The sequence below is a fragment of the Vogesella aquatica genome, assembly GCF_028548455.1.
Classification (GTDB): domain Bacteria; phylum Pseudomonadota; class Gammaproteobacteria; order Burkholderiales; family Chromobacteriaceae; genus Vogesella; species Vogesella aquatica.
This window is the reverse complement of sequence record NZ_JAQQLF010000014.1, coordinates 73,176-96,658: the sequence shown is the minus strand read 5'-3', so window position 1 is coordinate 96,658 and position 23,483 is coordinate 73,176. Positions and strand designations below refer to the sequence as shown.

Here is a 23,483-nt window from a genome sequence, read left to right as displayed (position 1 = left end):
ATTTAAAAGTTAAATTGATAATAAAAATACGATAGCTAGATTATTGCTATGAAGCTGGCCAGACGCGCCGGTGGCGGCACAAGGTGTCGCGCCGCTGCCGACGCCAGCCGGACAGGCAGCAGAATCTGGCGGGCGATTGCTGCCGCTTTGGGTAGCCATGCGCTATGGTGGGCGTAACTTGTCCGGGTGCGGATTACTTATTTAGGGGAGCGCGTTATGTCTTGGTCTGCCGGTTATGTCACGGATGTGGATTACACCTACGGGTACTACAGCGAGCTGAACCCCTACTACGCGCGCTTTGTGCTGCAGGATGCCGGCTACGCGCTGCCGGCCTGGCACACCGCCTGCGAGCTGGGTTTTGGCCAGGGCATGAGCGTGAACCTGCACGCCGCCAGCGGCAGCCTGCAGTGGTACGCCAACGACTTCAACCCGCAGCACGCCGCTTTTGCGCAAGAGATGGCAGCCATCAGTGGTAGTGGTGCGGTGCTCAGCGACGAGTCGTTTGCCGAGTTTTGCGCGCGCGACGACCTGCCGCAGTTCGACTTCATTGGCCTGCATGGTATCTGGAGCTGGATCTCGCCGGACAACCGCGCCCTGATCGTCGACTTTGTACGCCGCCGCCTGCGGGTGGGGGGCGTGCTGTATATCAGCTATAACACCCTGCCGGGCTGGGCGGCGTTTGCGCCGCTGCGCAAACTGTTTGCCACCCACGCCGAGCGCATGAGTGCGCCCGGTGCCGGTATCGAGGCCCAGGTCAAAGCTGCGCTGGATTTCAGCCAGCAGCTGGCTGCCGCAGAGCCGCGCGCCTTTGCCGATAGCCGGGTTAAAGACAGGCTGGGCAGCATTGCCAAGCAAGACCCGCACTATCTGGCGCATGAATACTTCAACCGCGACTGGGAGCCGATGTACTTTGCCGACATGGCTGCGGCGCTGGCACCGGCCAAGCTGGCTTACGCCTGCCAGGCCAGCACCATGGACCAGGTACCGGTGTTGCACTTTACGCCGGAGCAGCAGGCGCTGCTGGACGGTATCGCCGACCCGCTGTTTCGCGAAACCGTGCGTGATTACATCCAGAACCAGCAGTTCCGCCGCGATTACTGGATAAAAGGCGCCCGCAAGCTGGCCCCGGCCGAGCAGCAGGCGCAGTGGGAGCGCATGCGTGTGGCGCTGGCGGTGCCGCGTGACCAGGTAAAAATGAAGCTGGCCTTGCCGCGTGGCACCATCAACCTGACCCCTGCGTTGTACGACCCGCTGCTGGATCTGTTACAGGATGGCCAGCCGCGCACGCTGGGCGAGCTGGCCCGGCAGCTGCCAGGCGCTGGCATGCCGCGTAGCCAGCTGGTAGAGGTGATCCGCGTGCTGGTGGGCTCGCGCATGCTGCACCCGCTGCCCGAGCAGCCGGCGGCCAACGGCCAGGCGGCCGCCCGGCTGAACCAGCGCATTGTGCAGCTGGCGCAGCATAGTGCGGGCATTGCTGCATTGGCCAGCCCGCAAAGCGGCGGCGGCGTGCCGATTTCGCGTTTTACCCAGCTGTTCATCCAGCAGTATCTGGCCGGGGTGCGCGAGGCGGATGGCCTGGCCCGGCATGTACATGGGCTGTTGCAGCGTAACCGCGAGCGGGTGGTGCACGAAGGCAAGACGATGGACAGCGATGCCAGTCAGCTGGCTCACCTGCAGGGTTTGGCACAGCGCTTTTTGCAGGCCGAGCTGGCCGCGTTGCAAGGGATGGGTATTGTGCCGCTTGCCTGATGTGGTTGGTGCCATCGCCCCATGCCAGGCCTCGCGCCTGGCTTTTTGCTATCAGGCCCGCAGCAGGGGCAGCGGGCTGAAGCGCCTGCCCCGCGCGGCCACTTGCGCCACCGGTGTACCAAAGCCGGTGCGGCCAAGCAATAGCCATGCAGGGTGGCGAGTTGGCGCAGCAGAAACACGCGTGCACCGGATGGTTTGGCCTGCCGCGTATGGCGTTTATTTGTTGTCCGGGTGTGACGCCGTGGTCGGCAGGTGTTAACGAATGTGACGCAAAGCTCTATACTCGCTGGTTGATCACCGGGGGTGCCTGCGCGTGCGGGCTGAGACATACCCCAGAACCTGATCTGGATAATGCCAGCGGAGGGAGCGTGATGGGTGTCTGCCCGTGTCCCGCTTTCTCTTTTGGTAGCGTCATCACCAAAAGAGGATGTCTGTAATGTTGAAGAAGTCTGTACTGCTGCTGGCGCTGGCCGGCCTGTCCCTGTCTGCCCTGGCCGCCGAGCTGCGCGTGATGACGCACAGCTCGTTCAGCCTGCCTAAAGACCGTATTGCCGAGTTCGAAAAGCAAAACGGCGTGAAGCTGTCCATTGTCAAAGGCGGCGACGCGGGCGAAATGCTGAACAAGCTGATCCTGACCCGTGCCAACCCGATTGCCGACGTGGTGTACGGCATCGACAACACGCTGATCGCCAAGGCCAGCGCTGCCGGTATTCTGGCGCCCACCAGCAGCAAGCTTGGCCGCACCGAAAAAGACGCGCAGCTGCCGGGTGCGGTAGCGGTGGACTATGGCTATGTGACGCTGAACTACGACAAAACCTGGTTTGCCAAGGCCGAGCTGCCGCTGCCGGCCACGCTGGACGACCTGGCCAAGCCCGCCTACAAAGACCTGCTGGTGGTGCAAAACCCGGCCACGTCCAGCACCGGCCTGGCCTTTCTGCTGGCCACCATCGCCGACCGCGGTGAAGACGGTGCCTTCAAGTGGTGGGAGAAAGTGCGCGACAACGGCCTGAAAGTGAGCAAGGGCTGGAGCGAGGCGTATTACACCGACTTCAGCCGCAACGGCGGCAGCCGCCCGATCGTGGTGAGCTACGCCACCAGCCCGGCGGCAGAAGTGTTCTACAGCAAGGAAAAAATCAGCGAATCGCCCACCGCCAACCTGCTGCTCAAAGGCGGCGTGTTCCTGCAAGTGGAAGGCGTGGCGCTGCTGACGGGTGGCAAGGAGCCGCAGGCGGCGCAGGCGTTTGTCGATTTTCTGCGTAGCGAAGGCGTGCAAACCGGCCTGCAGACCAAGATGTGGATGTACCCGGCAGTAGCCGGCACCGCCATCGACCCGGTGTTTGCCCACGCGCAAAAGCCGGCCAAGTTCAGCAACCCCAGCCTGGCGGCGATGAACAGCAAAACCGCCGCCTGGGTCAGCCGCTGGAACCGTCTGGTCGTGAAGCAGGCCAACTGATCGCCGCTGCGGCCAACGTTGGCCGCAGCACGGCGTGGCAAGGGCGCCTGCGGCGCCCTTGCGCTTTTGTGACACAACGCCTCATTAGATGACCGACACCTTTTACCGGCACCCGTCTTGCACATGAATCGTTCCCTCACCCTGCCAGCCCTGTTGCCGCTGGCCTTTTTGCTGCTGATGGTGGCCGCGCCGCTGGCACGCCTGCTGCAGGAAGGTCACGCCGGTTTCAGCCTGGCGCTATTGCAGGACAGCTATATCCAGTGGCGGCTGGCGTGGTCGGTTGGCCAGGCGCTGGCCACCTGCGCGCTGGCGTTGCTGATCGGCCTGCCGCTGGCCTGGGTGCTGGCGCGTTTCGATTTTGCCGGCCGCCGCCTGCTGTTGCGCATGCTGATGCTGCCCTTTGTCATGCCCACGCTGGTGGCCGGCATGGGGGTGCTGGCGCTGTTCGGCCCGCACGGCGTGGCCGGCGTGAATCTGCAGGACACGCCGTGGCTGCTGCTGTACGGCAACCTGTTCTATAACCTGCCGCTGCTGGTGCGCGCCGGCGTGGACGGCCTGGAGCAGGTGCCGGCCAGCCGGCTGGCGGTGGCGCGTACGCTGGGCGCCCCGCCGTGGCGTACCTTCTGGCGGGTAGAGTGGCCGGTGGTGCGGCCGTGGCTGGCGTCGGCCTTGTGCCTGATTTTTCTGTACTGCTTTGCCGGCTTTGGCCTGGCGCTGCTGCTGGGCGGCCAGCGCTACGCCACGGTGGAAGTGGAGATCTATACGCTGGTGGCCTACGAGCTGAACCTGGCCGACGCCGGCGTGCTGGCGCTGTTGGCGCTGGGCGTCGGCGCTGCCGTGGCGCTGGCTTACGCCGCGCTGGAGCGCGGCCTGGCTCGGCCGCAGCGGCTGGCACCGACGCTGCGTACCCCGGCGCAGGGTTGGCCGCAACGCCTGCTGCTGGCGAGTGCTTTGACGGTGCTGGCCCTGTGTTGCCTGCTGCCCTTGCTGGCTATTGTATGGCGTGCGCTGCAGGCCGATGCCACGGTATGGGCGATGCTGGCCGAGCCCGAAGTACTGGCGGCGCTGGGCAATACCCTGCGCTTTTCCGGCGCGGCGCTGGGGCTGTCGCTGCTGCTGGGCCTGTGCCACGGCTGGGCGGCGCAGCGCTGGCTGGCCTTGCGCGCGCTGGTGTTTTTGCCGTTCATGGTGTCGCCGGTGTGCCTGGCCTTTGGCCTGCTGCTGCTGTACCCGCAGTACAGCGCCAGCGTGGGGCTGCTGATCGCCGCCTACGCCTTGCTGGCTTACCCGTTTGTGGCCAAGGGCGTGCTGTCGGCCGCCGCCGCGCTGCCGCCGCAGTTGCCGCAAGCGGCGCGCACCTTGGGCGCCACGCCGTGGCGCAGTTTCTGCCGCGTCAGCCTGCCGCTGATGCGCCCGGCCTTGCGCCGCGGGCTGGCGTTTGCTGCCGCTACCGCCGTGGGCGAGTTTGCTGTCAGCCTGTTCCTGTCGCGGCCGGAGTGGGCCACGCTTACCACGCTGATCTACCAGCACCTGGGGCGGCCTGGCGCGGCCAACCTGCAGCTGGCGCTGCTGCTGTCCTGTCTGTTGATGCTGTTTGCCCTGCTGGCCTTTGTGGTCATCGAGTGGCCGGAGAAAAACCATGCTCGAGCTGATTGACCTGACCCTGTCCTACGCCACGCGCAGTGTGTTGCAAGGCGTCAGCCTGCAGGTGGCCGCTGGCGAAACGCTGGCGTTGTTGGGGCCATCCGGCGAGGGCAAGTCCAGCCTGCTGTCGCTGGTGGCCGGCTTGCAGCGGCCTGACGCTGGGCGCGTACAGCTGGCAGGGCAGGACATCACCCGGCTGCCGCCGGAGCAGCGCCACATCGCCATGATGTTCCAGGACCACGCGCTGTTTCCGCACCTGGACGCGGCGGCCAACGTGGCATTCGGTTTGGTAGAGCGCGGTTCGGGCAAGTTGGCCGCACGCCAGCAGGCGGTGCAGATGCTGGATGCCGTGGGGCTGGCCGGGCGCGGGGCGGCAGCGGTGCACACACTGTCCGGCGGCGAGCGCCAGCGCGTGGCCTTGGCGCGCGCGCTGGTGTGCCAGCCACGGCTGCTGCTGCTGGACGAGCCGTTTTCCAGCCTCGACACCCACCTCAAGCAACAGCTGCTGGCCGACGTACGCCGCCACCTGGCTGCCTTGCAGGTGCCGGCGCTGCTGGTCACGCACGACCGCCACGAAGCCTTTGCGCTGGCGCAGCGCGTGGCCATCCTGCAAGCGGGGCGCATCGTGCAGCAGGGCACGCCGCAGGCCATCTTGCAGGCGCCGGCCAGCGCCTGGGTGGCGCGCTTTGTCGGCCTCGATAATGTATTTGACGACCACGCCATCCCGCCACAGGCCTTTGTGCTGGGCGCCGGCCAGCCACGGCGCGACATTGTGGCAGCCCAGGCGCAGGCAGACGGCTGGCGGGTGACCGTGGCGGGTGACGGCGGCCAACCCTGGCAGCTGCTGCTGGGCGTGCGCGAGCTGGCCGGGCAGGGCGCGCCGTGCGTTGGCCAGCAGCTGGCTATCGGGCTGGATCGCCGCCAGGTGCTGTACTGGTAGCCCTGGCAGGCGGTTTTTTCCGCTTTGCTGCCATTTTGTGTACAGATGATGGGTGATGGCGCGGCAAAGCACGGGTAAAATGCCGCATCGACTCGCTATACAGAACACGCCTCGCCTATGAAACCGCATATTGTTGCCACCCTCACCGAAGCCCGCAGCGCGCTGGATGCCCTGCTGTCCAACCCGCAGGCGCTGTCTGCCATCGAGGCGGCCGGCGATGCGCTGGTCAATGCGTTCAATAACGGCCGGCGCGTGTTCAGCTGCGGCAACGGCGGCTCGATGTGCGACGCCATGCACTTTGCCGAGGAGCTGTCCGGCCGCTACCGCAACGACCGCCGCGCGCTGCCGGCAGCCAGCATCAGCGACCCCAGCCATATCAGCTGCGTGGGCAACGACTACGGCTACGAAGCCATCTTCTCGCGTTACCTGGAAGCGCACGCCGGCGCTGGCGACGTACTGCTGGCGATCAGCACCAGCGGTACCAGCAAGAACATTCTGGCGGCGGTAAATGCGGCCAAAGCGCGCGGCATGGTGGTGGTGTCGCTCACCGGCCGCCCGGGTTCGGTCATCGGCGGCCTGGCCGATATCGACGTGTGCACGCCGGGCGGCCAGTACGCCGACCGGGTGCAGGAGCTACACATCAAGGTGATCCACATCCTGATCGAATCGGTAGAGCGCGCGTTGTTCCCGGCCAATTACGCCTGAGCCCGCCCGCTAGCCGGCCAACCCGCCCGTGTGGCGGGTTTTTTCATGTCTGCATGCTTCTGGGTTAAGCGGTGCTGCGCTTGCCTGACGCCAGCTGTTATTAATTTGGTATTTAATTGGTATTTTATTTCTATCGGGCGGCCAGGCTGGCAGGTCGTGCTTTTTGTGCGGCGCAATAGCCAGCATGATGGCATTTTCTACCCGGAAGTGGCTGGCACAGCCTGCTAGGTAGAAATACTTATACCGCATGTTTTCGATTGACGGCACCCAAGCTGGGCGCTACATATCAATAAGTTTAGTTTCAAAATACAGTTGCAAAACTTATCGAAATTTGGAGCGTGACCATGTTGCCTACACTGACTATCGGCCAGCGCCTTACCGTACTGGTTATTGTTCTGCTGGCGATTGCCATGACCTTGGGTGCTTATGGCATGCATACCCAGTCGGCTATTTTGAAAGATTTTTCAAGTACTTATTACGACAGGGTGGTGCCGTTGCAGCAGCTGAAAAAAGTCAGCGACGGCTACGCGGTGAGCATTGTGGATGCGGCGCACAAAGTGCATGCCGGCGCCATGGACAAGGTAACCTTTCTGAAAGAATTGGATAGCGCCCGTGCCACTATCGGCAGGGAATGGCATGCGTACCGTTCCACCTACCTTACCGACCAGGAGCTGGCGCTGGCGGGTCAGGCCGAGCAGGCCATGAAGGGTGCCGACAGTGCGGTGGACGAACTGCGCCGTCTGGTAGAAGCCGGTGACGAAGCGCCGCTACTGGTATTCAACAACAAGCAGCTCTACCCCGCACTGGACCCGGTCTCCGGCAGCATCTCCGCACTGATCGACTTGCAGCTGAAAGTAGCGGCCCAGGAATATGCCAAGTCGGAAGAAAGTGCCAATTTCAGCGCACGCCTGTCGGCCATGCTGATGGTGGCCGGTGTGCTGTTTGGTGCGGTGCTGGCCTGGCAGATCATCCGTAACCTGCTGGCGCAACTGGGGGGCGAGCCCAAGGATGTGGTTGCGCTGGCGCAGCGCATTGCCAAGGGCGACCTTAGCCAGAAGCTGCAGATCCGCGCGGGCGACAGCAGCAGCGTGGTGGCGTCCATGGGTGCCATGCAAAGCGGGCTGATTGGGCTGGTACGCAACCTGGAAAGCATCATTGCACGGCTGAGCGTGAACGCCAGCGAGCTGGCCGCCGCATCGGAACAAGTGGCGGTGAGTACCGAGGAGCAAACCCGCGCTGCCGCGGCCATGTCGGCGTCGGTAGAGCAGCTGTCGGTCAGCATCAGCTCGGTGAGCGACAACGCCCGCGAAGTGGCGGTAGACGCCAAGGCATCGGGCAGCCTGGCGCTGGATGGCGAGCGCATCATCGACCGTACGCTGGGCACCATCAATACCGTGGCCGACATGGCGCGCGGCTCGCAGCAGCAGGCCGACCTGCTGGGTGCCAAGTCGCAGCAGATTTCCAATGTGGTACAGGTGATCCGTGACGTGGCCGAGCAGACCAACCTGCTGGCGTTGAACGCGGCCATCGAGGCGGCGCGTGCCGGCGAGCAGGGCAGGGGCTTTGCCGTGGTGGCCGACGAAGTGCGCAAGCTGTCCGAGCGCACCGCGCAGTCTACCGCCGAGATCGGCACCATCATTACCGAGATGGTCAGCAGCAGCCAGCAGGTGGTAAAGACTATTCACGCCACGGTAGACGAGATGGATGCCGGCCTGCAGCAAACCCTGCAGGCACGCGAGGCGGTAACCGGTATCAGCAGCAATATGGCACGCATTAACGACTCGGTGGCGTCCATTTCCATTGCGCTGGCCGAGCAGCAATCGGCCAGCGGCATGGTGGCCAGCAATGTGGAGCAGGTAGCGCAGATGTCGGAAGAAACCAGCTCGGCGGCAGTGCAGACGGCTTCGTCGGCTGAGCAGATGGAGCAGATGGCGCACGAGCTGAAAGCCACGATCGACTTTTTCAACCTGCCGCAGCCAGGGCAGAGCCGCGGTGGTGACGGCATGCAGGCTGTGGGGGTAGGGGTGCCGGTGCTGTAAGGGTTGCGGCCAACCTTGTTACATGAATACAAAGCCCTGCCGGCACTGTCGGCAGGGCTTTGGCATGCTGGCCACCTGTGTCAGGCGTCTTCGGTTTGTGCCTGGCAGCAGTCTACCCATTGCCCGTTTACCAGCTCGGTCAGGTGCGCCGGGCTGATGCGTACCGCAGTGTGGACATCGCCAGCTGCCGGTAGTACTTCGTCAAAATCCTGCAGTGATACATCCACATAAACCGGAAGCGGTGTCGCCAGGCCAAACGGGCACACCCCGCCCACCGGGTGGCCGGTCAGCGCCTGCACCTCCTCGGCCGGCAGCATGCGCCCCTTGCTGAACGCCGCCTTGAACTTCTTGTTGTCGATGCGTGCATCACCACGCGCCACCAGCAGGATGGTGCGCTCCTCTGTCAGGCGAAACGCCAGTGTCTTGGCAATGCGCCCCGGCTCGACGCCATGCGCTGCTGCGGCCAACGCTACCGTGGCGGTGCTGGTTTCCAGCTCGATGATGTCGATGTCCGGCGCGTGGCGGGCAAAGTAATCGCGTACCGATTGCAAGCTCATCTGTAGTCCCTTCGCAGCAAAAAGCCCATTATCGATATTGCGTGCCGGCCTGCCAATGCTGTTGTGCTTACCATTGCGGGCCCTGTTGCATGATGGATGATGGCGTTGCCGCTGGGGGGATGGCCAGCATGATCAGCTTGTCGGCATGCTTTAGCATTTTTTGCAGCTGGTGCCGTGGCTGATCCTGGGGGCTGCTGCCGTTGTGTCTTGTATACAGCCCGGGGCATGGCAATCTCCCTGCCGGGTGTTCGGGTACGTGGTGTACACGCGGTGTGTGCGCTACGTATCGAACCCTGCGCCCACCTTGCTGGCAGATGGCTACTCTGTGGCGGCAGCGGCACAGAGTAGCCCGGCTGGCGGTTGGCACGGCCAACTGCTAATATACGAAACATATATAAAACGTATAGCGAGATGGCCGTGGGTATCGTCAAGATTTCCGAACAGATGCACGAAACGTTGCGCCAGACCAGCAGCGCCTTGTGCCGCTCCATCAACGCCCAGGCCGAGCACTGGCTGCGCGTCGGCATGCTGGCCGAACTGAACCCGCGCCTGAGCTACAGTGACATCTGCCAGTTGCTGATCCGCGCCGAAGCGGGCGAGCCGCTGCCGGGCATCTCCTTACCACCCGCTACCCGAGAGGACACGCCATGAGCGGTAAGCAAAGACAAGTGATCCGCCGCAACGCCGGCGAGATCGAACAATCACGCCGCGCCGGTGCGCTGGCGGCCGAACTGCTGCAGATGATCGGCCAGTACGTGAAGCCCGGTGTCAGCACTAACGAGCTGGACCGCATCTGCCGCGAGTACATCGTCAATGTGCAGCAGGCCAAGCCGGCCAATATCGGCTACCACGGCTACCCCAAAACCATCTGCGCGTCGGTCAACGACGTGATCTGCCACGGTATTCCCAACGACAAGCCGCTGCAGGACGGCGACATCGTCAACATCGACGTGGCGGTGATCAAGGACGGCTGGTTCGGCGACAGCAGCCGCATGTACTACGTGGGCGAGCCGTCGCCGCTGGCCAAGCGGCTGGTGGACACCACCTACGAGGCAATGTGCGCCGGCATCCGCGCCGTGCGCCCCGGTGCGCGCCTGGGCGACGTGGGCCACGCCATCCAGCAGGTGGCGCTGCGCGAGGGCTTTAGCGTGGTGCGCGAGTACTGCGGCCACGGCATCGGCACCGTGTACCACACCGAGCCGGAGGTACTGCACTACGGCCGCCCCGGCACCGGCCTGACGCTGGCGCCGGGCATGATCTTCACCATCGAGCCGATGATCAACGCCGGCAAGGCCGACATCCGCCAGCTGGCCGACGGCTGGACCGTGGTAACCAAGGACCGCTCGCTGTCGGCGCAGTGGGAACACATGGTGGTGGTGACCGAAGACGGCTACGACGTGCTGACGCGCTGGCCGGACGGCGTGGGCAGCTACGCGCCGGTCTGACCGTGCCGGCATGATGCGGCATGCAGTACGCAAGCCGTTGAATTCACAGCCGTGTCGTGTGAAAAGCAAAAAAGCCCCTGTCAGCAGACAGGGGCTTTTGTTTTCTCGTACGGGGCAGCATGTGCTGGGTTGCTCAGGCCACGGCGCCGTGGCCGTAGACGTCCAGCTGCCAGCGCCCGCTAACGGGCTGGCGTTCGGCGCGGATCGGCCAGCGGTACACCTGGCTGAGCAGGTCGCCGTGCAGCACCGCGTCCGGCCGGCCTTGCGCCACCAACTCGCCGTCGGCCACCAGCAGCAGCCAGTCGGCAAAGTTGGCCGCCAGTTGTAGCTCGTGCAGTACGCAGACCAGCGTACGCCCCTGGCGTGCCAGTTGCTGCAGCTGGCGCAGCAGCAACTGCTGGTGGCGGATGTCCAGATGGTTGCACGGCTCGTCCAGCAGCATCAGCGGCGTGTCCTGTGCCAGCGCCCGCGCAATGGCGGCGCGCTGGCGCTCGCCGCCGGACAGCGTGGCCAGCCGCTGCCCGGCCAGGCCTGGCAGCGCCATGCTGTCCAGCGCCCGCGCCACCGCCTGCTGGTCGGCCGCGCTGCTGCGCCCCAGCCAGCCCAGCTGCGGGCGGCGGCCCAGCATCACGTAGTCGGCCACGCACAGCGGGCTGTCGGCGCCTTCGTGCTGGCCTACCCAGGCCAGCGGGCGCGGCTGGCCGGCGCGCAGCGGTTGCCCCAGGCTGTGGCCGTGGCAGTCGCCATGAAAACCGGCCAGCGCGCGTAGCAGCGTGGTCTTGCCGGCACCGTTGGGGCCGATGATGGCGCACAGGCTGCCAGCAGGGATGTGCAGCTGGCGGGCGCTGAACAGGCAGCGGGCACCGGCGTGCACCGCAATGTGGTCCAGCTCAAAGGCGGGGGCGCGCATGGCGGCCTCCTTGCAGGCGACGGAACAACCATAAAAAGAACACCGGCCCGGCAAAGGCCGCCATCACGCCAGCCGGCAGGTCTACCGGGTAGGCCAGCTCGCGGCCCAGGGTGTCGATCAGCAGCAAGAACAAGGCGCCGACCCAGGCCGACCACAGCATCAGCTGGCGCCGGGTGCCGCCGCCCAGCAGGGCGATGGCGTTGGGCACCATCATGCCGACAAAGCCGATGATGCCGGATAGCGTCACCGCACCGCCGGCCAGCAGCGCCGCGCCAACGGCGGTAAGGGTGCGGGTGCGGCCAACCTGTACCCCCAGCGAGCGGGCGGTGTCGTCGCCCAGCAGCAGGCAGTCCAGGTCGCGCGCCACCAGCAGCAGCGTGGCCGCGCCCAGCGCCATCACCGGCAGCACGTAGCCGTGTTCGGCAAAACGCGCCTCGGCCAGGCTGCCGGACAGCCAGCTCATGGCGCCGCGCAGCGTCAGGTCGTCGGACAGGAACAGCAGCAGGCTGACCATGGCGCCGCAGCACGCCCCCACCACCACGCCGATGATCAGCAACCCGGCCTGGCCGCCTTGCAGCAGGCGGTTCAGCAGCAGGATCAGCGCGGTCACGGCCAGGCCGCCGCCAAATGCCGCCAGCGGCACGCTGAGGCCGCCGATGCCCAGCGCGATGACGCCGATCACCCCCAGCGCGGCGCCGGACGAAGTGCCGATTAGCCCCGGGTCGGCCAGCGGGTTGCGGAACAGCGCCTGCAGCGCCGCGCCGCTCATCGCCAGTGCCGCGCCCACCAGCAGCGCGTTGACGATGCGCGGCAGCCGTAGCTGGCGCACGATGGGGTCGTTCCAGTCCGGCGCCTGCCACTGCCCGCCGCCAAAACCGGCCAGCAGCCAGATCAGCGCCAGCCCGCCTGCTGCGGCCAACCCTAAACCGATACCCGGCAAGCGCGGCCAGGCGGGCAGGGCGGCCAGCGTGCGGCTGCCGCTCATGACGCCAGCGCCCGCAGTTTCTGCACCGTGGCCGGGCTGGCCACGCCCAGGCGCAGGAAGTCGGCTGCCGGCCAGGCCAGCACGCGGTTCGCTTTTACCGCCGGGCTGGTGGCCAGCTCTGGCCGTGCTTTCAGCGCCGCCAGGCTGCCGAATACCGGCGCGTTGTGCGCGGCCACGATCACCACGTCCGGCGCTGCGCGCAGCCACGCCTCCGGCGTCATCGGCAAAAAGCCCTGCACGTCGGCGGCGGCGTTCACGGCGCCGGCGGCGCGGATGATGGCGTCGCCAGCGGTGCCGCTACCGGCCACCAGCCGGCCGTCGTAGCTGAACAGCACGCGCTTGCCCTTGCCGGCCTGCGGTTGCAGCGCCTGCAGCCAGCGTGCGGCCAGCTGTTCGGCACGCGGTGCCTGCCCCAGCGCCTGCCCCACCTGGCGAATGCCGTCGGCAAAGGCCGCCGGGTCTTCGCTGTGGCGGATGCGGCCAACCTTTAGCCCCAGCGCCTGCAGCTGGTCGTAGATGGCGGGCGGCTGCGCCTGGTCGCTGCCCAGCACCAGGTCGGGCTTGCTGGCCAGTACCGGCTGCGGGGTCAGCGCGCGTGAGCTGCCGATCTCGGGCACGCGGGCCAGCTGCGGCTGGCGCGCCAGCTTGTCGCGGCCAACCAGCAAGTGCTGCGCGTCCAGCGCCAGCACGATTTCGGCCACGTCGGCGGTGAGCGCCACCACGCGCGGGCCGGCCGCCGGTTGTGCCGGGGCGGCAGCCAGGGCGTGGGCCATCGCCAGTGCCAGCAATAGCGGCAGGCGTTTACGCCACATGGTTGGCCTCCTTGCGCGGCAGGGCGGCGGCCAACTCGCGCCAGCCGGCCAGTTCCGGCTCGCCCTCGATGCGCTGGCCGAAGAAGCTGACGATGCTGTGGCCGTCGGCGTCGAACGCTTCGATGGCGGTGATGATGCCGTCCCGCGTGGGGCGGCGCACCAGCCAGGTTTCGTGCAGGCAGCTGTCCTGCAGGTGCAGGTTGAAGCCGGGGTCGAGGATGTTCAGCCACTCGCCGATGCGTTGCACGCGCTGTAGCGCACCGGTATGGATCTGCACCATGCCGCGGTTGCCGACAAACACCATGATCGGCAGCGCGCTGTCGGCGGCGCCGCGCAGCAGGCGGTCTACCGCGTCGCCGGCCAGCGGCCAGGCGTGGCCGGCCGGCGCGTGGCGGAACGCTTGCTGCCGGGTGAGGCCGTGTTTGCGCAGCAGGCCGTGGAAGTGGTGCACGTCCTGCAGCGCCAGCCAGGCATCGGCAAAGGCGGCGGCGTCGAAGCCGGCCGGCAGCGGCTGGCTGGCCGGGGCAGCGTCGACGTTGCTGCTGTCGAACACCGGCGTGCTGGCCGTATCGGCAAACTCGGCCACCAGCGCCTGCCAGGCAGGTACGGCGCTGTCTTGTTTCAGGTACAGCTTGTGGATGGCGTGGCCGGCGGCGTCGTAGAACTGCAGCGAGCGCAGCGTGCCACGCGGGCTGGCCTGCTCGGCGGCGTAGGCGTGGGCCCAGTGCGCGGGGAACAGGCGCAGGTCGAGCTGGCCGGGGTTGAGCACCAGGCCCACTTTGTCGGACAGCGTCAGCTTGTCGTAGCGGCCGTCTTTCTCGTGTACCGCCAGTTCGTTGCGGGTGATGGCTTTCAGCGTGCCAAGCTCGGCCAGGCGCGGCAGCAGGGCCGGCAGGTTGCAGCGCAGGCGGGTACTGCCCGGCAGGCAGGCCAGCAGCTGCGCTTCGCTGACGCCCAGCTGCGTGGCGGCATCACGCTGGCGCAGGTGGACCTGTTCGGCTTTCAGCGCCTCGTAGCGCTGCAGCAGGGTAAGGGGTGCGTTCATGGCGGTCCTTTCAGAAGCGGGTTTCCAGGCTGGCGCTGACACTGCGGCCGGCCTGGGCGTAGAAGTCCACAGCGCTGCCGGTGATGTTTTTCACGTCGGCCCACTGCCAGTATTTCTTGTCGCCCACGTTGTGCACCGTGGCGCGCAGCGTGGTCTGCTTGCCCAGCTTCAGCCAGCCGCCCATGTCCAGCGTGCCGTAGCCGGGGGCCTTGAACTGGCTGGCGCTGGCGGCGCGGGTTTTGGCGGCAACCAGCGTGATCAGCACGTCGCTACCCCATTGCCCCTGCTGGTAGTGCGCGCCCAGCGTGGCTTTCAGCGGGTCGATGCTGTTCAGCGGGGTGCCGGTTTTGCGGTTGCTGCCGTGCGCCCAGGCCAGGCTGCCGTCTAGCAATAGCGAGTTGTTGGCCTGCCAGCCGGCGCGGGCTTCCACGCCGTGCGTCTGTACGCTGTCCAGGTTCTGGTACTGGAAGATGCCGCGCGGCGAGGCGCGGTCGCTACCCAGGGTGACGGTATCGATGAAGTGGCTGTAGCGGTTGTAGAAGGCGGTAAGTTGGCCGCTGACGCTGCCGCGCTGGTATTTGCTGCCCAGCTCGATGCCGCGCGAGGTTTCCGACTTCAGCTTGGCGTTGGGGATGATGCGGTAGCCGGCCTGCGCGTTGTTGAAGGTCATGAACGAGCTGTCGAACGGCGGTGCGCGAAAGCCGGTGCTGAGGTTGGCAAAGCCGGTAATGCCGTCGGCCAGCGGCAGGCTCAGGCCCAGCCGGGGCGACCAGGCGCTGTCCTGGAAGCGGCTGACCGGTACCGCGCCGCCGCTGCTGGCCTGGTAGATGGCGTCGCTTTGCGGCGTCATGGTGTAGCGGTCGTAGCGCAGCGCCGGGGTAACGGTGAGGCTGCCCAGGCGGAACTGATCCTGCACGAACAGGCCCAGGCGCTCGCTGCGGTTGTCGGGGAAGGTCTTGCTGCTGCTGGTGGTGCTGCCGGCGGTGGTGCGCGTCAGGCGTGCCGTGTCGGTACGGGTGGCTTCGATGCCGGTCAGCACGCGGTGCTCGCCGAGGCGCCATTCCAGCTGGCCGTCCAGCCCGCTAATGTCCTGGTCGAAACGGTGGTTTTCGTAGCGGGTGCCGGTGTTGCGCACTTCTACCGCCTTGTCTTCGTTGCGCAGCGTTTGCTGGTACAGCTTGAGGTTGGCCGCAGCCAGGCTGCCATCGCCCTGGTAGCGGTATTCGGCGCTGTAGCGCTGGCGGCGGGTGTCGTCGTCACTGTCGCGGTCGCGCACGCTATAGCCGGTGGCGGCGCCGCGGGCGCTGAGCAGCTCGGTCTGGCGCTGGCGGTCGAAGCTTTCCACGCCCAGCAGCAGCTGGTGCGGGCCGTCCTGGCCTAGCGCTACCTTGGCCAGCACGTTGCGGGTGTCGGTCAGCTGCGGGTCGGCTACGGTGCGCTGGCCGCCTTCGATGTCGCGGCTGGCCGGGGTGTCCAGCTGGTGGGCGCGGCGCTGGGTCAGCATCAGCATGGCAGCGGTATTGTCGCCGGCGGCGGCTACCGTGGCGGTGGTGGCGCTGCCGTGGCGGGCGCCGTAGTACGATTGCTTCAGGCCAAAGTGCAGCGGCTTGTCGCGGTCGACAAAGTCGGCCGGCTCGAAGGTGTGCTGGCTGATCACGCCGCCGATGGCGTCGCTGCCGAACAGCGCCGAGGCCGGGCCCTTGATGATGTCGATCTGGCGCAGGGTGTCCGGCTCTACCAGGTCGCGGCCGGAAATGGCGCTGCTGCCGCTCATGTAGGCGTCGGGCAGGCGGGTGCCGTCTACCTGCATCAGGATGCGGTTGGTTTCGATACCGCGGATGGTGACGCCGGCGTTGCCGCGGCGGCCCTGGTCGCCGGACACCGACACGCCGGGTTCCTGTGCGAGCAAGCTGTCTAGGTCGCTGGCGTGCTGGCGGTCCAGCTGCTTGCGGCCAACGGCCGAGATATTGGGGGCGGTGTCGGCCAGCTGTTCGCTGATGCGGTTGGCGGTGACCGTGGTGGTGTCCAGCACGGTGGGGCTGTCGGCAAAAACAGGCAGGGCCACTGTCGTCAGACAAATGCCCGCCAGGGTAATGCGATCCTTGGACACGGATCTTCTCCTGTATGCGTGGCACCGTGGCTGGCGATGGCTGGCTCGGTGGGGTGGTTGCGGTGTTACTTCACCAGTATCAGTTTGTCGTTTTGCGTCAGTTGCAGACGGTAGTACTCGCCGCGATGGCAGATCAGCAGCTGGCGGTCGCGCGCAAACAGCGTGCGGGTATCCAGTACTGTGTATGGCTGCTTGTCTACGGCTGGTTTGGCTTGCAGTGCGGGTGCGGGCGTCATCATGTCACCTCCTTTGATGATAATAATTCTTATTAACATCAAAGGCAACTGTTTGCTTATGGCGCGCACGGCACTGCGATATTTCTGCATTGAAGAAGCACAAAACCCCGCCAGTGGCGGGGTTTTGGGTGGTTTGCGGCCAACCTTACCAGTTGCTCTCGCGTTCCGGCGTGGCGGTAATCTGGTGGATGGACAGGTCGGCGCCGTTGAATTCTTCTTCGTCGCTCAGACGGATGCCCACGGTTTTCTTCAGCACGCCGTACACGATATAGCCGCCGCCAAAACCCACGGCCACACCGGCGGCGGTGCCGGCCAGCTGCGACATCAGCGTGACGCCGCCGGCGCCGCCCAGCGCTTCCAGGCCAAAGATACCGGCGGCAATGCCGCCCCAGGCGCCGCACAGGCCGTGCAGCGGCCACACGCCCAGCACGTCGTCTATCTTCCAGCGGTTTTGCGTGAGAGTGAACAGCCACACAAACATGGCACCGGCCACGCCGCCGACGATCAGGGCGCCGACAGGGTGCATGATGTCGGAACCGGCGCACACGGCTACCAGGCCGGCCAGCGGGCCGTTATGGATAAAGCCCGGGTCGTTTTTGCCCAGCCACATGGCGGTGAGTGTGCCGCCCACCATGGCCATCAGCGAGTTCATCGCCACCAGGCCGGAAATGCCGGCGATCTTTTGTGCGCTCATCACGTTAAAGCCGAACCAGCCCACAATCAGGATCCACGCGCCCAGCGCCAGGAAGGGGATGGACGACGGCGGGTGCGCGGCCACGCGGCCTTCCTTGCTGTAGCGGCCGCGACGCGCGCCCAGGTGTAGCACGGCGGCCAGGCCGATCCAGCCGCCTACCGCGTGTACCACTACCGAGCCGGCAAAGTCGTGGAATGGTGCGCCCAGGTTGGCCGCCAGCCAGTCTTGCACGCCGAAGTGGCCGTTCCAGGCAATGCCTTCAAAGAACGGGTACACCAAGCCCACCAGCAGGAAGGTGGCGGCGGACTGCGGGTGGAACTTGGCGCGCTCGGCAATGCCGCCGGACACAATGGCGGGGATGGCGGCGGCGAAGGTGAGCAGGAAGAAGAACTTCACCAGCTCGTAGCCGTTGGCCTGGCTGATGTGCTTTACATCGGCCAGAAAATCCACGCCGTAGGCCACGCTGTAGCCGACAAAGAAGTAGGCAATGGCCGACACGGCAAAGTCGGTGAGGATCTTCACCAGCGCGTTGACCTGGTTTTTCTTGCGCACGGTGCCCAGCTCCAGAAAGGCAAAGCCGGCGTGCATGGCCAGGATCATCACGGCGCCCAGCAGCAGGAACAGTACGTCGTTGGGGGTGGTGGCAGGCATCTCTTGCTCCCTGATTGATATTCTGGTGCAGGGTGAGCAATAACAGTGCCAGACGGGCTATTTCGGTGCGGCGCGGTGTGGGGGATTGCCCGGCTGCGGGGCGGGCCAGGTGGCGGGCACGCAAAGCGGGCGACAAGGCGCAAGTATTTGGTGCGTAAAGCAGCCATTGCACCGATGTTGTGCCTTGCGTGCACCGTAATGGTTGGCCGCATGCAGCGGGCTGCTGCCAGGCCGGCGGCGCCCCGTCTGCCGGCAGCTTAGCGGCGCAGGTAACCCGGCCACGGCTGCAGTTTGACGCGCGCGGCTTTTTGCTGGCCGCACTGCAGCTGGCAGTCCAGCGCGGCTGGCGCGGTAATCGCCAGTATCAGCCCGCTATCCGGTAGCGCCAGGTGGGCGGCGTAGTGGTCCAGCTGGTGGATGCTGCCAGTCTGCTGTGGCGTCTCCCAGCGCCGACCGCAGTATTTGCCCAGCGCTTCTTTCAGCGTCCAGATGCACCAGAACGGGTCGCCTGGCAGGCTGTCTTCCGGCTGGGCGGCTAGCCAGGCGGCTTCGTCAGCCGATAGCAGCTCGGCCAAATCGTCGGCATTGCGGGAGCGGGTGGTTTGTTCGATATCCAGCCCCAGCGGGCGACAGGCCGACACGGCCGCTGCTACCCACGGCCCGCTGTGGCTGATGGATAGCCCCAGCGGCGCCGGTGCGCCCTCCAATAGCAGGTAGTGCGGCTTGTCGCTGTCCAGGGCGAAGTGTCGCAGTGGCAGCGATATCAGTTGCGAGGCGGCTTGTAGCGCCAGCTGGCGGCCCAGGGTTTTCAGTGCCTCGCGCTGGGCAACGCCGTCTTGCATAAGTGGGTCTGGCAGTCGGTCCAGCAGGATCAGGGTATTCATAACGGGCTGTTGGAGTCGGTTGTCATTGCCGGAAGCTTAGTCAGGAATGACTGTCAAGTCACGCGGCATGATGGTTTCAGGCTTCCAGATTCAGCAACAGGGTCTCTTTGACTTCCTCCATGACCACGTAGCTGCGCGATTCGTTGGCTTGCGGCAGCTTCAGCAGAATGTCGCCCAGGATCTTGCGGTACATGGACATGTCGGGTAAGCGCACCTTTAATAAGTAGTCGTACTCGCCCGACACCAGGTGGCATTCCTGTATATCCGGCAGCTTTTGTACCTCGCGGCGGAAGGCGTCGAAGATATCGCCGGATTTGGCCGACAGTTTGATCTCCACGAACACCAGCAGGCTGGCGCCCAGCGCCTGCGGGTTCAGGTGGGCGTGGTAGCCTTCGATCACGCCCTCGCGCTCCAGCCGCCGTACGCGCTCGGTGCAGGGGGTGGTGGACAGGCCCACTTTTTCGGCTAGCTCGGTCATGGCGATGCGGGCGTTGGCCTGCAATTGTTGCAGGATCTTGATGTCCAGTTTGTCCAGCTGGCGAGTTTTGTCCATGTTGCGTTGCGGTTTCACTGTTTTTCCATTTATTTGCAGTGGTATACACTGCTTGATTGTTAAACATAAGTGAAAAAAACTGCGTTTTAATCAATATACTACGCAAATTCACTGAGCGGTAACAGCCGCCGATTGCACACACGACAGGACAGCCCGCGCTGTCCTGTTTCAACAGGGTAGCCTGGAGGTAAACATGAAAGTCATCGTTCTTGGTGGTGGAGTCATCGGTATTTCCACTGCGTGGTATCTGGCCAAATCCGGCGTCGACGTCACCGTGGTGGAACGTCAGCCCGGCCCCGCGCTGGAAACCAGCTTTGCCAATGCCGGCCAGATATCCCCGGGTTACGCTGCGCCGTGGGCGGCGCCCGGCATCCCGGCCAAGGCGATGAAGTGGCTGTTCCAGAAACACGCTCCACTGGCTATCCGCGTGGATGGCAGCACCTACCAGTGGGAATGGATGGCGCGCATGTTCGCCAACTGCAACCCGCAGGCCTACAACGTCAATAAAGGCCGCATGATGCGCCTGGCCGAGTACAGCCGTGACAAGATCCGCGAGCTGAAAGCCGAAACCGGCCTGGGTTTTGAAGGCCGCGAGGGCGGCACGCTGCAGCTGTTCCGCAGCCAGCAGCAGGTGGACGCCATGGGCAAGGACATCGAGGTGCTGAAAGAGTGCGGTGTGGCTTACGAAGTGCTGGACGCCGACGGCTGCGCCCGCATCGAGCCGGCGCTGAAAAAGACCAAGCACAAGCTGAAGGGCGGCCTGCGCCTGCCGAACGACGATACCGGTGATTGCCAGATGTTCACCACCCGCCTGGCCGAAATGTGCGCCGGGCTGGGCGTGAAGTTCCTGTGGGGCAAGAGCATCGACAGCATCCAGACTTACGGTGACAAAGTCACCGGCGTGGTGGTGGAAGGCGAGCTGCTGAGCGCCGATCACTATGTGGTTGCCACCGGCAGCTACTCGCGCGAAATGGTCAAGGCCATCGGCATCGACATTCCGGTCTATCCGGTAAAAGGCTACTCGCTGACGGTGCCGATCACCAACGCCAAGGGCGCGCCGGTGTCCACCGTGCTGGACGAAACCTACAAGATTGCCATTACCCGCTTTGACGACCGCATCCGCGTGGGCGGTATGGCAGAGCTGGCCGGTTTCGACCTCAGCCTGAACCCGAAACGCCGCGCCACGCTGGAAATGGTGGTGACCGACCTGTATCCGGACGGCGGCGACGTGTCGCGCGCCGAGTTCTGGACCGGCCTGCGCCCGATGACCCCGGACGGTACGCCGATTATCGGCGGCACCCGCTACAGCAACCTGTCGCTGAACACCGGCCACGGCACGCTGGGCTGGACGATGTGCGCCGGTTCCGGCAAGGTGCTGGCCGACCTGATCACCGGCACGCAGCCGGAAATCCTGGTAGATGGCCTGTCGATGCAGCGTTACGCCAAACAAGGCGAAACCCTGGTGGTGCCGATGTTCCAGCCCGCTGCGGCCAAAGCCTGAGACTGCCATGCGCCCATTGATTGCATCGATCCGTCTGGCTCATTTCCGACATAACTACCTGCTGGCGCGCCAGCAGCACGGCGGCCGCGCGCTGGCTGTGGTGAAGGCTAACGCCTACGGCCACGGCGCGGTGCGCTGCGCCCAGGCGGTGGCCGACGTGGCCGACGGTTACGCCGTGGCCTGCCTGGAAGAGGCGCTGCAGCTGCGTGCTGCAGGCATCAGCCTGCCCATCCTGCTGCTGGAAGGCGTGTTCGAGGCGGCCGAGCTGGCCGAGGTGCAGGCGCACGGCCTGTGGCTGGTGGTGCAGAACCGCGAGCAGCTGGCCATGCTGTTGGCCGCACCGGCCGCCAAGCCGTACCGCGTGTGGCTGAAAATGGATTCCGGCATGCACCGAGCCGGCTTCTTCCCGGCCGATTACGCCACCGCCTACCGCGAGCTGCAAGAGAGCGGCAAAGTGGACGCCATCGTCAAGATGACGCACTTTGCCCGGGCCGACGAGCCGGGTTGCCCGGCCACCGACGCGCAGATTGCCGCTTTCGACGCCGCCACCGCCGGCCTGGGCGGGGAAACCAGCCTGGCCAACTCGGCCGGCATCATGATCCACGCCGACGCCCGCCGCGACTGGGGCCGCCCCGGCATCATGCTGTACGGCGCCACGCCGCTGCCGGCCGGCCATGCGGCCAACGTTGGCCTCAAGGCGGTGATGCAGCTCACCACCCGTATTTTTGGCGTGCGCGAGCTGGGTGTGGGCGAGCCGGTGGGCTACGGCGCATCGTTCCATACCGAGCGGCCCACCCGTGTCGGCCTGATGGCCTGTGGCTACGCCGACGGCTACCCGCGGCTGGCGTCCACCGGCAGCCCGGTGCTGATCGACGGCATCGCAAGCCGCGTCATCGGCCGTGTGTCGATGGACATGATGACGGTAGACCTCACCGACATTCCGCAGGCTGGTGTAGGCAGTACGGTAGAGCTGTGGGGCGACACTATCAGCGTCAACGACGTGGCGGCGCACGCCGGCAGCATTGGTTACGAAGTGTTGTGCAATGTGAAGCGGGCACACTTCCGCTACGAATAACACATAGCCATGGCATGGAAGTGCACAATGTTGCGCTTGCCATGCTGTATAAAAGCCCCTTGCCAGTCATGGCAGGGGGCTTTTTCGTGCAGCCTGGGCGGCATGAAGCGGGTTTTAGGGGCATGGTACTGCCATGCAAGCCTGCAAGTCGGCAGAAAATGGCTATCCCTATGGCAAATATCGGCTACCTTGATTTTTAGCAAACTATCGAAATGATATAGTTTTGATAATGCAGCCTTATTGAAGATGCTAGGGACGTGATGGGCCGACTGTCTATGCTGTTCTGGGTAAAAGTATTGGGCTTATTGCCAGGCGAAGTTGGCCACGGCGATGCCGGCAGCTTGCTGTCGCCGCATCGGCACATGCCCTTGCTGGCAAGCCGCCGTGCCCACATGCTGCTGAACCGCGTGCGCTTGTTTTCGTGCCTGTTTTCCATCCTCACGCCCTTGTGGATTGTGGTGGATATTTACACCTTGCCTTCACCGCTGTCCTGGCAGCTGGCGGGCTTGCGCCTGTTGGCGACACTCGCCTTTGTCTGGCTCACGCGTGCCTTGCGCCCGGATGGCCGCCTGCTGCAGGCGTGGCGTGGCATGGCCATGCTGTTTGCCATTCCGTCGCTGTTTTATCTGTTTTCCCACCTGCTGCTAAGCCATTACTCGCTGGTCGGGGTGTCCGGCATCATCAGTGCCGGCTATACCTTCTTGCCCTTTGTGTTGCTGGCAGGCCTGGCGATTTTTCCGCTGACGCTGGTGGAGTGCCTGGTGTTTGCGCTGCCAGCGTTGCTGGCACATTTGCTATCCGGTTACCTGCAGTGGTCTGCCATGGTGCCGCCGGTGTTCTGGGGGGCTTTCTGGCTGCAGGTGCTGATCGCCGGGGTGTCAGCCCTGGCCTGTACCACCCAGCTGGCGTTCATGATGGCGCTGGTACGGCAGGCGGTGCGCGACCCGCTAACCGGCGTGTTTTCGCGCCGCAGTGCAGAAGAAATGCTGGAGCTGCTGGCGGTACAAGCCCAGCGTAGCGGCATGCCGCTGGCGGTAGTGTTTATCGACCTGGACCATTTCAAGTCCATCAACGACAGCTTTGGTCATGCCGCAGGTGACCAGACACTGAAAAGGTTGGCCGCAGACCTGGGCCTGCAGCTGCGTAAAAGCGATATTCTGTGCCGCTGGGGGGGCGAGGAGTTTTTGCTGCTGTTGCCGCAAACCACCTTGCCCCAGGCCCGGCTGGTATTGCGCCGGGTACGCCGCCGTGGTTTGGGTCTGCGCCCCGACGGGCAGCCGCTGACTGCCAGCATGGGGTTGGCAGAATGGCATGAGGATGAGGTAGCAGACTGGCCGGCCCTGCTGGCGCTGGCCGATGCCCGCATGTATCAGGCCAAACAGCAGGGCCGCAACCGTGTGGTAAGCGGCGATGATGCCGTACTGGCGCAGACGGCTTAGTCAGCAATACAGTGGCCGACCTGCGGCTATCTGCATTGGCAATAAGTTTTACTTTC

General features: G+C 65.1%; 21 protein-coding genes and 1 riboswitch. Of the genes, 11 read left to right on the top strand and 10 right to left on the bottom strand.

The window, feature by feature from the left end; all coding sequences use genetic code 11:
* Positions 1 to 216 precede the first annotated feature (216 nt).
* The 6 genes from PQU95_RS12230 to PQU95_RS12205 all read left to right on the top strand — a co-directional run bounded on the left by PQU95_RS12230 (position 217) and on the right by PQU95_RS12205 (position 8,530).
* Positions 217 to 1,749, top strand: coding sequence for a methyltransferase regulatory domain-containing protein (locus PQU95_RS12230; protein WP_272752284.1), 1,533 nt, complete (start codon positions 217 to 219; stop codon positions 1,747 to 1,749).
* 289 nt (positions 1,750 to 2,038) lie between these two features.
* Positions 2,039 to 2,133: riboswitch (TPP riboswitch) on the top strand.
* A gap of 55 nt (positions 2,134 to 2,188) precedes the next feature.
* Positions 2,189 to 3,202 (top strand): thiamine ABC transporter substrate-binding protein, encoded by a 1,014-nt coding sequence (locus tag PQU95_RS12225; RefSeq protein WP_272752304.1) that lies wholly within the window; start codon positions 2,189 to 2,191, stop codon positions 3,200 to 3,202.
* 123 nt (positions 3,203 to 3,325) lie between these two features.
* The gene (locus PQU95_RS12220; protein WP_272752283.1) at positions 3,326 to 4,858 is read left to right on the top strand and encodes an ABC transporter permease; all 1,533 of its coding nucleotides are present in this window, start codon (positions 3,326 to 3,328) and stop codon (positions 4,856 to 4,858) included.
* The gene (locus PQU95_RS12215; RefSeq protein WP_272752282.1) at positions 4,842 to 5,786 is read left to right on the top strand and encodes an ABC transporter ATP-binding protein; all 945 of its coding nucleotides are present in this window, start codon (positions 4,842 to 4,844) and stop codon (positions 5,784 to 5,786) included. Before PQU95_RS12220 ends, PQU95_RS12215 begins: the two co-directional genes overlap by 17 nt.
* Positions 5,787 to 5,903: 117 nt before the next feature.
* Positions 5,904 to 6,491, top strand: a complete 588-nt coding sequence (locus PQU95_RS12210) for an SIS domain-containing protein (RefSeq protein ID WP_272752281.1) — start codon at positions 5,904 to 5,906, stop codon at positions 6,489 to 6,491.
* 344 nt (positions 6,492 to 6,835) lie between these two features.
* A complete protein-coding gene (locus PQU95_RS12205) occupies positions 6,836 to 8,530 on the top strand; it encodes a methyl-accepting chemotaxis protein (RefSeq protein WP_272752280.1) in 1,695 nt (564 codons plus the stop codon).
* Positions 8,531 to 8,610: 80 nt separating this feature from the next.
* Here the strand turns inward: PQU95_RS12205 and PQU95_RS12200 are convergent, their stop codons facing one another.
* Positions 8,611 to 9,087, bottom strand: coding sequence for a YbaK/EbsC family protein (locus PQU95_RS12200; RefSeq protein ID WP_272752279.1), 477 nt, complete (start codon positions 9,085 to 9,087; stop codon positions 8,611 to 8,613).
* 417 nt (positions 9,088 to 9,504) lie between these two features.
* On the opposite strand from PQU95_RS12200, the gene PQU95_RS12195 reads away from it, so the two are divergent.
* Both PQU95_RS12195 and map read left to right on the top strand, forming a co-directional pair.
* Positions 9,505 to 9,738, top strand: coding sequence for a ParD-like family protein (locus PQU95_RS12195; RefSeq protein WP_272752278.1), 234 nt, complete (start codon positions 9,505 to 9,507; stop codon positions 9,736 to 9,738).
* The gene (gene map / locus PQU95_RS12190; protein WP_272752277.1) at positions 9,735 to 10,532 is read left to right on the top strand and encodes a type I methionyl aminopeptidase; all 798 of its coding nucleotides are present in this window, start codon (positions 9,735 to 9,737) and stop codon (positions 10,530 to 10,532) included. Before PQU95_RS12195 ends, map begins: the two co-directional genes overlap by 4 nt.
* A 133-nt stretch (positions 10,533 to 10,665) precedes the next feature.
* On the opposite strand, the gene PQU95_RS12185 is transcribed toward map, so the two are convergent.
* The 9 genes from PQU95_RS12185 to PQU95_RS12145 all read right to left on the bottom strand — a co-directional run bounded on the left by PQU95_RS12185 (position 10,666) and on the right by PQU95_RS12145 (position 19,412).
* Positions 10,666 to 11,442, bottom strand: a complete 777-nt coding sequence (locus PQU95_RS12185) for an ABC transporter ATP-binding protein (protein WP_272752276.1) — start codon at positions 11,440 to 11,442, stop codon at positions 10,666 to 10,668.
* Positions 11,423 to 12,427 (bottom strand): FecCD family ABC transporter permease, encoded by a 1,005-nt coding sequence (locus tag PQU95_RS12180; protein ID WP_272752275.1) that lies wholly within the window; start codon positions 12,425 to 12,427, stop codon positions 11,423 to 11,425. The genes PQU95_RS12185 and PQU95_RS12180 overlap by 20 nt, the downstream gene beginning before the upstream one ends.
* Complete coding sequence (locus PQU95_RS12175) at positions 12,424 to 13,239, bottom strand: heme/hemin ABC transporter substrate-binding protein (RefSeq protein WP_272752274.1); 816 nt, start codon at positions 13,237 to 13,239, stop codon at positions 12,424 to 12,426. The genes PQU95_RS12180 and PQU95_RS12175 overlap by 4 nt, the downstream gene beginning before the upstream one ends.
* A complete protein-coding gene (locus PQU95_RS12170) occupies positions 13,229 to 14,284 on the bottom strand; it encodes a hemin-degrading factor (protein ID WP_272752273.1) in 1,056 nt (351 codons plus the stop codon). Before PQU95_RS12170 ends, PQU95_RS12175 begins: the two co-directional genes overlap by 11 nt.
* A gap of 10 nt (positions 14,285 to 14,294) precedes the next feature.
* Positions 14,295 to 16,394, bottom strand: coding sequence for a TonB-dependent hemoglobin/transferrin/lactoferrin family receptor (locus tag PQU95_RS12165; RefSeq protein WP_272752272.1), 2,100 nt, complete (start codon positions 16,392 to 16,394; stop codon positions 14,295 to 14,297).
* Positions 16,395 to 16,459: 65 nt separating this feature from the next.
* Positions 16,460 to 16,633, bottom strand: a complete 174-nt coding sequence (gene hemP, locus PQU95_RS12160) for a hemin uptake protein HemP (protein ID WP_272752271.1) — start codon at positions 16,631 to 16,633, stop codon at positions 16,460 to 16,462.
* 142 nt (positions 16,634 to 16,775) lie between these two features.
* Positions 16,776 to 17,975 (bottom strand): ammonium transporter, encoded by a 1,200-nt coding sequence (locus PQU95_RS12155; protein WP_272752270.1) that lies wholly within the window; start codon positions 17,973 to 17,975, stop codon positions 16,776 to 16,778.
* 257 nt (positions 17,976 to 18,232) lie between these two features.
* A complete protein-coding gene (locus PQU95_RS12150; protein WP_272752269.1) occupies positions 18,233 to 18,859 on the bottom strand; it encodes a 4'-phosphopantetheinyl transferase family protein in 627 nt (208 codons plus the stop codon).
* Positions 18,860 to 18,935: 76 nt separating this feature from the next.
* Positions 18,936 to 19,412: an Lrp/AsnC ligand binding domain-containing protein gene (locus PQU95_RS12145; protein WP_272752268.1), complete on the bottom strand. Its 477-nt coding sequence runs from the start codon at positions 19,410 to 19,412 to the stop codon at positions 18,936 to 18,938.
* A gap of 181 nt (positions 19,413 to 19,593) precedes the next feature.
* On the opposite strand from PQU95_RS12145, the gene PQU95_RS12140 reads away from it, so the two are divergent.
* The 3 genes from PQU95_RS12140 (at position 19,594) to PQU95_RS12130 (ending at position 23,427) form a co-directional block, all read left to right on the top strand.
* Positions 19,594 to 20,913, top strand: coding sequence for a D-amino acid dehydrogenase (locus PQU95_RS12140; RefSeq protein WP_373321401.1), 1,320 nt, complete (start codon positions 19,594 to 19,596; stop codon positions 20,911 to 20,913).
* 7 nt (positions 20,914 to 20,920) lie between these two features.
* On the top strand, positions 20,921 to 21,988 hold the full coding sequence (gene alr / locus PQU95_RS12135; protein ID WP_272752266.1) for an alanine racemase: 1,068 nt from the start codon (positions 20,921 to 20,923) through the stop codon (positions 21,986 to 21,988).
* A 260-nt stretch (positions 21,989 to 22,248) separates the two neighbouring features.
* Positions 22,249 to 23,427 (top strand): GGDEF domain-containing protein, encoded by a 1,179-nt coding sequence (locus PQU95_RS12130; protein WP_272752265.1) that lies wholly within the window; start codon positions 22,249 to 22,251, stop codon positions 23,425 to 23,427.
* The last annotated feature ends 56 nt before the right edge of the window (positions 23,428 to 23,483 follow it).